The organism is Pseudomonas sp. DC1.2 (assembly GCF_034351645.1).
Taxonomy (GTDB): Bacteria; Pseudomonadota; Gammaproteobacteria; order Pseudomonadales; family Pseudomonadaceae; genus Aquipseudomonas.
Genome location: NZ_CP133782.1, coordinates 3544156 through 3557710, shown reverse-complemented (window position 1 = coordinate 3557710; position 13555 = coordinate 3544156). Strand labels below are relative to the sequence as shown.

General features: G+C 50.6%; 13 protein-coding genes. 8 read left to right on the top strand and 5 right to left on the bottom strand.

Annotated elements, in window-relative coordinates:
• Positions 1 to 40 precede the first annotated feature (40 nt).
• Positions 41 to 871: an NADPH-dependent 7-cyano-7-deazaguanine reductase QueF gene (gene queF, locus RHM68_RS16035; protein ID WP_322216467.1), complete on the top strand. Its 831-nt coding sequence runs from the start codon at positions 41 to 43 to the stop codon at positions 869 to 871.
• 97 nt (positions 872 to 968) lie between these two features.
• On the opposite strand, the gene RHM68_RS16030 is transcribed toward queF, so the two are convergent.
• Both RHM68_RS16030 and RHM68_RS16025 read right to left on the bottom strand, forming a co-directional pair.
• Positions 969 to 1232, bottom strand: a complete 264-nt coding sequence (locus RHM68_RS16030; protein WP_322216465.1) for a DUF4404 family protein — start codon at positions 1230 to 1232, stop codon at positions 969 to 971.
• 109 nt (positions 1233 to 1341) lie between these two features.
• The gene (locus RHM68_RS16025) at positions 1342 to 1962 is read right to left on the bottom strand and encodes an HAD family phosphatase (RefSeq protein WP_322216462.1); all 621 of its coding nucleotides are present in this window, start codon (positions 1960 to 1962) and stop codon (positions 1342 to 1344) included.
• A gap of 196 nt (positions 1963 to 2158) precedes the next feature.
• Here RHM68_RS16025 and RHM68_RS16020 point away from each other — a divergent pair, with 196 nt between their 5' ends.
• Positions 2159 to 2848, top strand: a complete 690-nt coding sequence (locus RHM68_RS16020; RefSeq protein WP_322216460.1) for a VacJ family lipoprotein — start codon at positions 2159 to 2161, stop codon at positions 2846 to 2848.
• Positions 2849 to 2909: 61 nt separating this feature from the next.
• Here the strand turns inward: RHM68_RS16020 and RHM68_RS16015 are convergent, their stop codons facing one another.
• Positions 2910 to 3209, bottom strand: a complete 300-nt coding sequence (locus tag RHM68_RS16015; protein ID WP_322216458.1) for a PilZ domain-containing protein — start codon at positions 3207 to 3209, stop codon at positions 2910 to 2912.
• A gap of 276 nt (positions 3210 to 3485) precedes the next feature.
• Between RHM68_RS16015 and rssB the strand changes: the two genes are divergently transcribed.
• Both rssB and rssC read left to right on the top strand, forming a co-directional pair.
• A complete protein-coding gene (gene rssB, locus RHM68_RS16010; RefSeq protein WP_322216455.1) occupies positions 3486 to 4667 on the top strand; it encodes a two-component system response regulator RssB in 1182 nt (393 codons plus the stop codon).
• Positions 4667 to 5149 carry an anti-sigma factor antagonist RssC gene (rssC, locus tag RHM68_RS16005; protein WP_007935262.1) on the top strand — a complete coding sequence of 161 codons (483 nt, stop codon included), beginning with the start codon at positions 4667 to 4669 and terminating at the stop codon, positions 5147 to 5149. The genes rssB and rssC overlap by 1 nt, the downstream gene beginning before the upstream one ends.
• A 186-nt stretch (positions 5150 to 5335) precedes the next feature.
• On the opposite strand, the gene tal is transcribed toward rssC, so the two are convergent.
• Both tal and dusA read right to left on the bottom strand, forming a co-directional pair.
• Positions 5336 to 6262 (bottom strand): transaldolase, encoded by a 927-nt coding sequence (gene tal / locus RHM68_RS16000; protein WP_322216445.1) that lies wholly within the window; start codon positions 6260 to 6262, stop codon positions 5336 to 5338.
• 460 nt (positions 6263 to 6722) lie between these two features.
• Entirely contained in the window at positions 6723 to 7742 is a 1020-nt protein-coding gene (gene dusA / locus RHM68_RS15995) for a tRNA dihydrouridine(20/20a) synthase DusA (RefSeq protein ID WP_322216442.1), read from the bottom strand.
• 102 nt (positions 7743 to 7844) lie between these two features.
• On the opposite strand from dusA, the gene RHM68_RS15990 reads away from it, so the two are divergent.
• From RHM68_RS15990 to RHM68_RS15975, 4 genes are all read left to right on the top strand, one after another.
• Positions 7845 to 8939 carry a site-specific integrase gene (locus tag RHM68_RS15990; RefSeq protein WP_322216438.1) on the top strand — a complete coding sequence of 365 codons (1095 nt, stop codon included), beginning with the start codon at positions 7845 to 7847 and terminating at the stop codon, positions 8937 to 8939.
• An 86-nt stretch (positions 8940 to 9025) separates the two neighbouring features.
• A complete protein-coding gene (locus RHM68_RS15985; RefSeq protein ID WP_322216435.1) occupies positions 9026 to 10078 on the top strand; it encodes a DNA cytosine methyltransferase in 1053 nt (350 codons plus the stop codon).
• Between the two features lie 12 nt (positions 10079 to 10090).
• A complete protein-coding gene (locus RHM68_RS15980) occupies positions 10091 to 12067 on the top strand; it encodes an ATP-binding protein (protein WP_322216433.1) in 1977 nt (658 codons plus the stop codon).
• Positions 12064 to 13143: a PP_RS20740 family protein gene (locus RHM68_RS15975; protein ID WP_322216430.1), complete on the top strand. Its 1080-nt coding sequence runs from the start codon at positions 12064 to 12066 to the stop codon at positions 13141 to 13143. Before RHM68_RS15980 ends, RHM68_RS15975 begins: the two co-directional genes overlap by 4 nt.
• Positions 13144 to 13555 lie beyond the last annotated feature (412 nt).

Here is a 13555-nt window from a genome sequence, read left to right as displayed (position 1 = left end):
GGCTGATAGAATCCGCTGATTCTTCAGTCAGGTTTCCGCCATGCATCCCGCAGCCGAACACTCGCCGCTGGGCAAATCCAGCGAATACATCGCCACTTACACGCCGTCCTTGCTGTTCCCGATTCCGCGCACTGCGAAGTGGGCCGAGTTGGGCCTGACGGCGGCCACCCTGCCTTACAAGGGGGTGGATTTCTGGAATTGCTTCGAGTTGTCCTGGCTGTTGCCGTCGGGCAAGCCTGTGGTAGCGATCGGTGAATTCAGCATCCCTGCGGACTCGCCGAACATCATCGAGTCCAAGTCATTCAAGCTGTACCTCAATTCGTTGAATCAGACGGCGTTTACCGACACTGCCAGCCTTGAAGCCACGCTGGTGAAAGACCTGTCGTCGGCTGCCGGCAAACCGATCGGTGTGCGGATTCGCAGCTTGAACGACGTCGAGTCGGAAGGTGTCGTGGCGTTACCGGGTATGTGCATTGATGACCTGGACATCAGCGTCAGCGACTATGAACGTCCGCGCCCGGAGCTGCTGCGTTGCGATGATTCGCGCATTGTCGAAGAGAGCGTGCATAGCCATTTGCTCAAATCCAATTGTCCGGTCACCAGTCAACCCGACTGGGGTAGCGTGGCGATTGAATACCGCGGCTCGGCGCTGGATCACGCCAGTTTGCTCGAATACATCGTGAGCTTCCGTCAACACTCGGACTTCCATGAACAGTGCGTAGAGCGGATTTTCCTCGACCTGCAACGTTTGCTTAAGCCTGAAAAATTAACCGTGTATGCGCGTTATGTCCGCCGCGGTGGGTTGGACATCAACCCGTACCGCAGTACTGAAGACGTACAACTGCCGAACCATCGGTTGGTCCGCCAGTAAATACCCAGCGAGAGTAAGCATGCTCTCGCTGGGTATTACATTTCGCACATTAAAAAGCCCTGCTATCGCTAGCAGGGCTTTTTTGCATCAGGCGGGTTCAGATCCCGATATTGCCCAAGGTTTGAACGATATTTCGCAGCGTACCGGCAATGGCGGGGTGTTCCAGTTCGAAGCGTTCGACCGCCAGGTTCACGCCATCGGCGAGGCTGGAGTCCTGGGTTTTCATCTCGAGTTCGATTTCCAGTTCGATCTGTTGCATCAGGGTGTGCAGGTCGTCGCGTTCGGCGTCGGACAGTGGCGGATTCTGATCCAATTGCTCGCGCAGGGTATTGAGCTGTTCTTGCAGTTCGCGGGCAGGCATGGCGTTCTTCCTTTTATCGATAGGCACTGGCATAGACCGCAGCGGCGCGCCAAAGGTCTATGGCTGGCCATTAGATTAATCCACTCACGGGCAACCTGCATGATCTCAATCAGGGCTTTTCACCCTTTAGACGGCGCAGGTTGATATCGGCGAGGCAGGTGTTCAACTCGCCCAAGTGATCAATCACCGAGTGTGCGCCCAGTCCGAATAACTCGACGGTGGCTTTGCCGCGCAGGTGTTCGCGCTCTTTTTGGCTCAAGGCCTGCCATTCACTTGGCGCCAGCCCGCACAGTGAACCGCAGGATGCCAGGCCGATAGTCCAAAGCCCTGCGTTGAGCCCGGCTTGCAGTAAGCGAGGCTCACCGCTGACCAGCACGCAGCCATCGAGGCGCTCGACGTTCAACGCCATCAGGGCTTGCCAGCAGGCGTTGGGTGCTGGCCATGGAGGGGTTGTCGCTGAGTGCTGAGAAGACTTTACCCATTCTGGAAGGTTGGCGGTCAGGGCAATGCTGAGGGCTGGAGGGAGTTCGTCGAGCCAGGCGCATGGGATTTGCTGCAGCTGCAGGCTGCGCAGGCTTTCCAGAGCGCCCTGAGTGAGGTGGGCGTCATCGGCAGTGGCGACATTCTGCAGGTGGGCGCGAGCGCCGAAATCCACAAGGCAACCGCTGAGGCTGAACAGTACGGCAGTCAGGCATGGAGCCGCGACGGGCAAGGCTTCTGCATGCGACATAGGGACGTCCTTGAAATACGGACTAGGCTAATCGTAGACAATGACAGTTAAGTGACAGGGACATGAAAGGGCTGCACTCGAAATATCCTGCACAGTGCCATGCCATGAAGTGCCTAAACCGACTTTTCCGTCTTATACTAGCGTCCTTACCGCCTGGGCCTTGCACCCACGCCAGTACAATCCAAGGAGTTTTTATATGCGCTGGAGCAATCATCTCGCTCGGCTTTGTGTGTGTGCCGGTGTGTTGCTGGTTCCGTTCGCCGCTCAAGCGGCCTCGGAAGACGATCCTTGGGAAAGCGTTAACCGTCCGGTCTTTCAGTTCAACGACTTCGTCGACACCTATGCACTCAAGCCGATTGCTCAGGGCTATGACTACGTGACGCCGCAGTTCCTGGAAGACGGTATTCACAACATGTTTCGCAACGTGGGTGACGTGACGAACCTGTTTAACAACATCTTGCAGGCCAAGCCGGCTGCCGCAGGCGTCGACACCGCTCGTATTCTGCTCAATACCACTTTGGGTGTTGCAGGCTTCTTCGATGTGGGCACCAAAATGGGCTTGCAGCGCAGTGACGAAGATTTCGGTCAGACCCTAGGCCGTTGGGGCGTCGGCAGCGGGCCTTACGTGATGCTGCCGCTGCTCGGCCCTAGCACGCTGCGTGATGCGCCGTCCAAGGTGGTTGACGGTTACACCGGTCCGTATCCGTACATCAACGACGTTCCTGTGCGTAACTCGGTGTTTGGCCTGAACCTCGTCGACACTCGTGCCAGCCTGTTGTCGGCCGAGAAGTTGATCAACGGCGACAAGTACATCTTCATCCGCAACGCGTATTTGCAGAATCGCGAATTCAAAGTCAAAGACGGCCACGTCGAAGACGATTTTTGATTCCAAGCGATCAAATCAGAAAGGCGACCATCAGGTCGCCTTTTTGGTTTTTGTATCCGGCTTACTTCATCGCCAAGATTGTAAGTCCGAGTTTCTGGTTTTCACCGTCCTGCTCCTTCACCCACACCACTTCGGTGTCGGCCTCAAGTCCTTTAAGTGCTACGTGATCGGAATCGATTCGCACGCTCAATCGGTCGCCAACCTTGAACAAGCGAGATGCTTCAACTTGCATACCACTGCTGGAAAGGTCGATACAGACGGCTGACACCTCATCGCCTGCGTGAATCAGCGACACATCGGCATCAACCCGCATGCGGATGAAATCGCGCTTTTCGCTATAGTCTCGATCAGTTTGACTCATGGGCTCCATCCTTCCATAGGGTTACGATTTTGCCTGTTCTTATAACTCTCAGTGATTTCAGAAGTAAAGACGTCAGGCGACCATCGGCGTGAGCTTGAAACGCCCCGCGGATGGGAGTACCGTCTGCGCCTTAGAAGGGCACCTCTGTTGTATCTGTGTGTAGGGCAAACGCTCGAAAACGGTGCAATAGAGAGGCTAGAAAGCGAATCCAGTAGTGAGCGCGGGGACAAACCACCTGCCTGCTACGCCAACCTAATTCTGGCGCCGTTTGCCCACATGCCAAAAACCAGTGCCACGCTGCTGATAATCGATGATGACGAAGTAGTACGCGCGAGTCTCGCCGCCTACTTGGAAGACAGTGGTTTCAGTGTCCTGCAGGCCAGCAACGGCCAGCAGGGTATTCAGGTATTCGAGCAAGACAAGCCCGATTTGGTCATCTGCGATCTGCGTATGCCACAGATGGGCGGGCTCGAACTCATTCGTCAAGTCACCGAGCTGTCACCACAAATCCCGGTCATCGTGGTTTCGGGTGCTGGTGTGATGAACGATGCAGTCGAGGCCTTACGTCTTGGTGCGGCGGATTACCTGATCAAGCCTTTAGAAGATCTGGCCGTACTCGAGCACTCCGTGCGCCGGGCTCTTGATCGTGCGCGGCTGCTGCTGGAAAACCAGCGTTACCGTGACAAGCTGGAGAAGGCCAACCGCGAGCTCGAGGCCAGCCTGAACCTGCTTCAGGAGGACCAGAACGCAGGTCGTCAAGTGCAGATGAACATGCTGCCGGTCAGTCCCTGGACGATCGACGAGTTCCAGTTCGCTCATCAGATCATCCCATCGCTGTACCTGTCGGGTGATTTCGTCGATTACTTTCGGGTCGACGAGCGTCGTGTAGCGTTCTACCTGGCGGATGTTTCCGGTCATGGCGCCTCCTCAGCCTTCGTTACCGTGTTGCTGAAGTTTATGACCACGCGCTTGCTGTTCGAGTCAAAGCGCAATGGCACGCTGCCTGAATTCAAGCCTTCAGAGGTCCTTGGCCATATCAACCGAGGCCTGATCAGTTGTAAGCTGGGCAAACACGTCACAATGGTCGGTGGTGTCATCGACGAGGAGACAGGTTTGTTGACCTATAGCATCGGCGGTCATTTGCCGTTGCCTGTGTTGTACACGCCAGACAGTGTTCGTTATCTGGACGGGCGTGGTCTGCCAGTGGGCCTTTTCAACGAGGCCACCTATGAAGACCACATACTGGAACTGCCGCCGACGTTCAGTTTGACGCTGATGTCCGATGGCATTCTGGACCTGTTGCTGGAGCCCACACTCAAAGAGAAAGAAGCGGCGTTGCCCCAACGGGTCAAGGCGGCGGGCGGCACCCTGGATGGGCTGCGGCAGGTTTTTGGATTGGCCACGCTAGGGGAGATGCCGGATGATATCGCCCTGTTGGTGTTGAGCAGGAATCTTTAATGAGTACCGGTAGAATCCAGTTCGCCGAGCAGGACGGCACCTTCGTTCTGAAGTTCGTCGGTGAAGTTCGCCTGACCCTGTGTTCGGCGTTGGATGCGACTATTGAGCGGATCTTCACGGCGTTGAACTTCAACGCGATCGTGATCGACCTGACCGAAACGCGTAGCATCGACAGCACTACGTTGGGCCTGCTGGCCAAGTTGTCGATCCTGTCGCGGCAGAAGGTCGGTCTTTTGCCGACCGTCGTCACCACCCACGAAGACATCACCCGGCTTTTGCAGTCCATGGGCTTCGAGCAAGTGTTCAACATCGTGGATCGCCCAATCCCATGTCCTGAATGCCTGACTGATCTACCCGATCAGGATCAGTCCGAAGAGGTGGTGCGGATTAAAGTCCTCGAGGCACACAAAATTCTTATGGGCCTAAACGACTCCAATCGTGAAGCGTTCCATGATTTGGTGAATGCGCTGGAGCGACACTGATCCCGTAAAGCGTCGTGTTCGCGGGCAAGCCCGGTTCCCACAAAGGCTCTGCGCCGACCGCTCCGATCCGATCAAATAAAATTCGCGGTTAAGTCCGGTTTTTTTGAGAAGCCAATCCCATTCCCGATGGCATAAAAAAGGACGAACCTGTGAGGGTTCGTCCTTTTTGTATTGCTTTTAACTAGATCAAAGCTTGGCTTGCAGCAGCGCCTCAAGTTTTTCTTGATCGCGAGCAAACTGACGAATCCCCTCAGCCAGTTTCTCTGTCGCCATTGCGTCCTCGTTGGACAGCCAACGGAACTGCGCTTCATTCAGGCTCAGGCGAGCCTCACCGGCTTGGCCTGGCGCCAGCTTGCGTTCGAGCTTGCCAGTGTCTGCCGCCAGTTTCTCCAGCAGATCCGGGCTAATAGTCAGACGGTCACAGCCGGCCAACTGCTCGATCTGATTCAGATTCCTGAAGCTCGCTCCCATGACGACGGTTTTGTAGTCATTGGCTTTGTAGTAGTTGTAGATACGCGTTACCGATTGCACGCCGGGATCATCTGCGCCGGCGTAATCGTTACCGTTAGCTTTTTTGTACCAGTCGTAAATGCGGCCCACGAACGGCGAAATAAGGAATACGCCTGCGTCCGCACACGCGGCGGCCTGGGCGAAGGAGAACAGCAGGGTCAGGTTGGTCTGGATACCTTCCTTCTCCAGTATCTCGGCAGCGCGGATGCCTTCCCAGGTGGACGCGATTTTGATCAACACGCGGTCACGGCCAATGCCGGCCTTGTCGTACAGGTCAATAAGACGATGTGCGCGCTTCAGTACAGCATCAGTGTCGAACGACAGGCGTGCATCCACCTCAGTGGAAATGCGGCCCGGCACCACCTTCAAGATCTCTTGTCCTACCGCGACGCCAAAACGGTCGCTGGCAAGCCCTACATCGCCCTTGCAGTCGTGAACGCAGGTATTCAACAGCTCTGCATAGCCGGGAATGGCCGCTGCTTTAAGCAGCAGGGAGGGGTTGGTGGTAGCGTCGACAGGTTTGACGCGGGCGATAGCTTCGAAGTCGCCAGTGTCGGCAACTACGGTTGTGATTTGTTTGAGTTGTTCCAGCTTGGAAGTCATGGGCGTGCTCTGTCCTATGGATCTGATGACATTACCCGAGGGCCGACAGCCACTCAAGGGCGCGTATGGGTATCAATGGTCTCGGCAGCAACATCCGCAAAACGGGTGTTTGAATGACGGGCAAGGGCGTTGGTAAATTCGATGCCAAATCGGAGCGCAGGTTCAACGCAGATCACCGTTAGCGTGGAGGAGGGTTCAGGCGGGCATCGAAAGCAAACTGCTCTTGGCGAACGAATTCGTGCAAGCCTTCAGCCAAATTCGCATTCATAAGCACGTTCCAGCTGTGCTTGGATACGGCTGACGGGATCAGGATAAACGGGTACTGCGCCAGCAAGTCATCTCCAGTTTTTTGTTAGCCGAAGCTAATGTGCCCGGCGCTAGCCAGTTTGGATTAGGGACATCGTCGGCATATACACGATGCACCTTCCTGACATCTTTGGCTGGCAGATACACCTGCCTGTCAACGCCCCTCCAATAACTCCGCGGCCTGATCCAGCAACACCAAGGGCTCTTTCGCCTTGTGAATATCCACTGACAGTAACTGCCTAAACTTGCGTGCGCCAGGGAAGCCGGTGCCCAGCCCTAGTACATGGCGGGTGATATGGTGCATTGAGCCGCCAGCCTCAATGTGCGCGGCTATATAAGGCCGTAACTGCGACAGCACCTCAGCGCGAGTGACTATTGGCGCGGTGCTGCCAAACAACTGCTGATCCACTTCAGCCATCACATAGGGATTGTGATAAGCCTCACGACCCAGCATGACACCGTCGAAGGTCTGTAAATGCTGATCACAGGCTTCCAGCGTTTTGATCCCGCCATTGAGAATAATCTCCAGCTCCGGAAAGTCCGTCTTCAGCCGCGCCGCTACGTCATAGCGCAAAGGTGGAATATCGCGGTTTTCCTTTGGCGATAACCCCTCCAGAATCGCAATTCGCGCATGCACTGTAAAACTCATGCACCCAGCGTCTCGGACCGTACCCACGAAATCACACAACTGTTCGTAACTGTCGCGTCCATTAATTCCGATGCGGTGTTTTACCGTCACCGGAATTGATACCGCATCACGCATCGCCTTCACGCAATCGGCAACCAGATGCGGATGCCCCATCAGGACCGCGCCGATCATATTGTTCTGCACTCGATCGCTCGGGCAGCCCACATTCAGATTCACCTCGTCGTAGCCATGCTCCTGAGCCATTCGCGCACACGCCGCCAAGTCCATCGGTACGCTGCCTCCGAGTTGCAGGGCTAGCGGGTGTTCGGCTTCGTTGTGGCGCAAGAAACGCTCGTGATCGCCGTTGAGCAGCGCCCCAGTGGTGACCATTTCCGTATAGAGAAGCGCGTGCTTGGAGAGCAGGCGCAGAAAAAAACGACAATGACGATCAGTCCAATCCATCATTGGGGCAACGCTGAAGCGGCGGGAGGGCTGAGAACGGGTATGGCTAGTGTTTACGGGCGATTCAGGATTTTCGAAATTCATTAATACTGGTCTTTTATACAGCGGTTTTTACCCATTTTTCCTTGTTTTTTGAAGTCGGTTGCTACAATGTAGCAATCGAATTCAGCAATGTAGCAACTGGAAATGGGCACGATCACATCACGCAAGCGCAAGGACAACTCGACGGCCTACACGGCGCAGATACGGATCAATCGGGACGGTAAGACAGTTTATCAGGAAAGCCAAACCTTCGACCGCAAGCAGGTCGCCCAGGCCTGGATCAAGCGCCGGGAGACGGAACTGGCCGAGCCCGGTGCCATCGAGCGTGCGAATCGCAAAGGCGTGACGATCAAGAAGATGATCGAGCAGTACCTGGACGAGTACGAAAAGATCCGTCCACTGGGCAAGACCAAGAACGCGACGCTAAAGGCGATCAAGGATACCTGGCTGGGTGAACTCGATGACTCGGCCCTGACCAGTCAGAAGCTGGTGGAATTCGCACAGTGGCGGATGGGTAAAGAGGGTGGTGGCGTTCAGGCGCAGACGGTTGGCAACGATCTGTCGCACCTGGGCGCGGTGCTGTCTGTGGCGCGACCGGCCTGGGGGTATGAGGTCGACCCGCTGGCTATGCCTGATGCGCGCAAGGTGTTGCGCAAGCTCGGCATGGTCAGCAAAAGTAAAGAGCGTAACCGACGGCCAACGCTTGATGAGCTGGACAAGCTGTTGAAGCACTTTTTTGAAATGCAGGCGCGCCGAAAAAGCTTAATCAACATGCCGAAGTTGATCGCCTTTGCGATCTTCTCGACGCGCCGACAGGAAGAAATCACGCGGATACGCTGGGACGATCTCGACTGCGCCCGGCAGTCTGTCCTGGTGCGGGATATGAAAAATCCAGGGCAGAAAATCGGCAATGACGTGTGGTGCCATCTGCCTGACGAAGCTTGGGCGATCCTGCAAAGCATGCCCAAGGTAGAGAGGGAGATCTTTCCCTGCAATGCCAGGTCAGTGTCGGCGTCCTTTACGCGAGCGTGCCCGATGCTCGGCATCGAAGATTTGCATTTTCACGACTTGCGCCATGAAGGGGTAAGCCGGCTGTTTGAGATGGACTGGGACATTCCCCGGGTTTCGAGTGTGTCAGGGCATCGAGACTGGAATTCGCTTCGAAGGTACACGCATTTGCGCGGCCGCGGAGACGTTTATAAGGGGTGGGTGTGGCTTAAGGCAACAATTCAATCATGATTTCAAGTGCGTGGTGCTCAATATGTTCGATTGAGCGCCTCTGTTGAATGTGGTATAAGGCTGTAATTTTTGAGCAGGTTTTTTTAATGGAAGCTTCAGTCGCTGATATGGCTATAGTAAAAAATAAGACTGAAGGCAATGGCCTCTCATCTAACTCGCATAAAGTTGTTAGCTTATTTTGCGGCGCAGGTGGCCTTGATTTAGGGTTTACCAACGCTGGTTTTGAAGTTTGCTACGCCGCAGATTATGACGCTGCAGCAATAAAAACATATAATAGAAATCATCCAGGAAGTCTGGGGCGCGTCGTAGATCTTTTGGCTACAACTGTAGAGCAGTTGTGTGATTCAATTGTCGAGACGTGTGGTGAGAAACCGGAGATTTCTGGGATCATTGGCGGACCTCCTTGTCAGGGGTTTTCTCGTGGTAACGTAGGGCGTCATGCAGAAGATCCACGGAATCAATTAGCGTTAAAATATGCGGCTATAGTAAATTCTTTTTATGACAAGTTTGGGTTGAAATTTTTCGTGTTCGAAAATGTCCCTGAGATACAGGCTCAGAAGAATAAAAGTTTTCTTGAAGGGTTGCGTAAAGAGCTTTCGCAGAATTTTAATATATACGAAAAAGAATTAAACGCTAGTAATTACCAGGTTGCTCAAGCCCGTCGGCGTTTATTTATAGTTGGTGTATGCAAGAGCTCTAGTGTCAGTGAGTTTGTATTTCCGGCTCCGTCGCCTTTGAAAGAGAAGGTCGTCAGTGATGTCATTAGCGATTTGCCTGATCCCGTTTACCTATCGAGCAATTTAGTCGCAGAATCGATTCCATATCACCAGAATCACTGGACATCACGACCGAAGTCAAAGCGCTTTGAAACGGGAGTGATGCCTGTCGGTGGCCGTTCATTTATTCAATTGGACTGGAAGAAACCAAGCAGGACCGTGGCGTATGGAAATCGTGAGATACACGTGCACCCAAATGGTAAGCGCCGTCTGAGCATTTATGAGGCATTGCAGTTACAAGGTTTTCCGTTCAAGTATGTTCTGGAAGGAAACATGAGTCAGCAAGTTAAACAAGTCTCAAATGCCGTCCCTCCACCAGTCGCTGAAAAAATTGCACAATCTATAATGGATCAAGTACTTTAGGGATTTAGGGTTATGGAAGACATCGGTGAAAACGGTAAGTTGTCTGAAGAGGAAATAGCCCTTCGAGGACAGCTGTCCAAGACGAAATTTTATGATGCGCCGGTAGTGGCTACGCTGAAAACCAATGAAAGGGTTTTCGCTAGAATTACTGATGGCATCTATAGAGAACCCGCTTCTGCATTGCGGGAGCTCATTGCGAATTCGTATGATGCCGATGCAACTGAGGTTAGAGTCTTCACTGATGCACCCAGATTTTCTAAGATAGTTGTTCGTGATAACGGCCATGGTCTGGACGAGAATACACTAGCGCATATCATTTGCAATATTGGTGGCAGTTTAAAGCGCAGCAAGGATGGGAAGTATCATGATGTCACCAGTGAGCTTGATAAGAATTTAAGCCCAAGTGGTCGGCGTCTTATAGGTAAGTTGGGGATCGGTTTGTTTTCTGTATCGCAGATAACTCACCATATTGTAATTGTCTCAAAAGTGAAGGGGGCGAGTAAGCGCCTTGTTTGCGATATTATACTTCGCCCTCAATCTGAAATAGTCGCAGAAGTAAATGAGGATACGTATGTTACAGGTACGGCCGAAATTACATATGTCCCAGCGGAAGATACTGAATCTTCCGGTACTGAGATTACTCTGCTAAAGGTTCGACCATTCGTTCGGGAAAGCCTACAATCCAAACTGGTTTGGAACGCGATTCAATATCAGCGTCAAGTCGGTGAGGAGGCTGAAGAGGTAGATTTCGACCTTGAAGATGAGTTGGCCGACCTACCTAGGGTTCCTGACTTTCACATAGGGGAGGTGGATCCCCTAGACCCTGAACGACTTATTACAGTCGCTGAGCTTCCTTGGTCGCCAAAAGATAGTCCACTAGAGAAATTCAAGAAGCTGGTATCTAAAGTTTCTTTTCTAACAGTTGATGCTAAGCGCGGTAATGTAAAGCTTAAAGAGTGCTTGGACTCGTATCTGAGAATGATATGGTCTATTAGTCTTTCGGTGCCAGTTCAATATATTGAGAAACATCCCTTCGATGTGCGAGCTTCAGATAATATTGATGTATATCTGATTAGTAACGGTGGACGAGGAAGTTCTCCTGTAAAGGTGGAGCTTGATGAGGGTGAGACGCTTGAGTCAAAGTTAGGCTTCTGCGCAAAACGCATTGAAAGCGAACTTCCTTTTTCGGTGTTTATTGATGATATAGAACTGCGCAGGCCTATTTCTATCGCAGGATCTGCAGATAGGGCTAAAGGCCAACTCATGTTTGTGGGTGGCGCTAGTCCGTCTTTGAATAGTGTTCCAGAAAGCTACAGGGGCGGTGAGCTTGAATTTGAATATTATATGCTTTGGAACCATAAAGTCGTTCCTTTGGAGCATATTGGTTCTCTAATACGTATAAATGGTGCGAATGGTACTCTATTTGATGCAGCATTTATGGATTATCAGATATCAGAGCAAACACGATTGCGGCAACTCACAGGTGAGGTTTTTGCAATAAAGGGGCTGGACTCAGCTCTAAATATTGATCGTGAGTCATTTAATATTTCACATCCACACTATCAGTATTTAAAAAAGTGGATGCATAATGCGCTTCGGCAATTTATGAGCAAGAATAAAGCGCTTAGCAAAGATGGTGCTGCCGTAAAAAATCAGGAAAAAATTAACGAAATTAAAGATCATATTAATTTGGTTGTAGAGAGTTTTACAGAGAGCAAGGTTGTTCGGTTTTTTTCATCTTCAAAAGGCGAGCAGCCATCCCTTTTGGATGCTCCTGGTACATTGAATATCGACCGGAGTGTTGTTCTTTCAACGGTTAAGTCGGTTACTAGTACCGAAAAGGCGCGAATGGGGCTGCATGAGGAGAAACTCATCGCAGTTGCCAATATTCTCGAGTCTTATGGTCTGTTATCTAGTCTAAGTCCTTCTGAAGTAGAAAAGCTTATAAGTGCCATCGGTAAAATCTTTCTATTGGATATTAAGAAATGATAAGCAGGGATAGCGGGGAAGACCTGGCAGAAGATCTTGGCTTGGATGTTGGTCATAGCACAGTTTCATTGAAGACCAAGTTTTTACCGTGGCATAAGCCACGTAAGCAGTACATAAGAAATAATCAATGGAATAGTGTAATTGTCAGTTTGGTCGATGCCCTTGATCTTAAAAATAAGTCGCGATCGCTGGAGTACTTAAGCCTGCCTGGTCCAGATTTACTCGATGTTAGATCTCTTTATGCGGTTTGTGCTGATAAAGAAGTTCGTATTCGGTTTACAGGCTTGAATGCAATTGCTGCTGAGGATAAAGACGCTACCATGGATCAGCTTATCTCTCTGGATGAGTTGCGTGGGCTTCAATATATCGATCCTTCGTCAGATGTTCATCCAGATTATTTGGAGCGCTTGTCAAATAAGAATTCAATTGCTTATCAGACAGTAATTAAGCAAGCCCCTACGTATGATGTGATTAATATTGATTTGTGTGGTAGTTTTTTGGAGTCGCCTCCTAAGGAGAAACAGAATAACTATTATGAGGCTTTATTTGAGCTTTTAAGATATCAAGCTGATAATCGTACTGAGGATTGGTTGTTTTTTATTACTACTCGTACGAATAAGGATATGGTTCATGCTGAGACCTTTGAGCGGTTTGTGAAGGTTCTGGAAGGGATCTTTGATGTTGATAAGGCCGTTTACGATAAGTGCCATGAGCTGAAGATTTTCAGTGAAGAGGTTTTGGTTGATCGAAGGATAGATCGCACGAAGGTAGATCCATTTTCTTTCAATAATTTAGTTAGTGCGGGTATCGGCAAGTGGGTTTTGAGTGCCTTGACTGCGGAAACTCCGGCATACAAGTCGAAGATGTTGAAGCTCTTTGGCTACAATGTTTTGCTTGATCCTGCTGCTACTTGCGATATGATTTCCTTTGGCTTTTGGTGTACAAAAATGCCAACAAAGGCAGTGGATGCCTTTGGCCTTGCCGCTGGGGGCGTTAACTTAAATAGTGAAGACGTTGACGTGGCTGTTAGCAAATGTCGTGTCTCAGTTATTGACTCTATTTCTAAAATCAGTTGAAGTGTTGGATAGGAATGAAGAAGTTGTTTTAAGTCTGGAAATAGCAAATACATAAGTCATATTTGATATATTAAATTAGCCCCATGTTCTTTTTTTTTTTTTTTTTTTTTTTTTTTTTTTTTTTTTTTTTTTTTTTTTTTTTTTTTTTTTTTTTTTTTTTTTTTTTTTTTTTTTTTTTTTTTTTTTTTTTTTTTTTTTTTTTTTTTTGATGTTTTGAGATTCTGTGGCCAGGCTGAACATGCAGGAGTATAGTTATTACAGTATGCCACTATTATTAGGATAGTGTGAAATCCTTTACAAACTTTTATTTTTTAGTTTTTCACCATTCTATAATTACTGGATTTAATTTTTTTTTTTTGTTCTCCTTTTGGTGCATCTGAAAATATTACTATTGTTAAATTGTTAAGGCAAT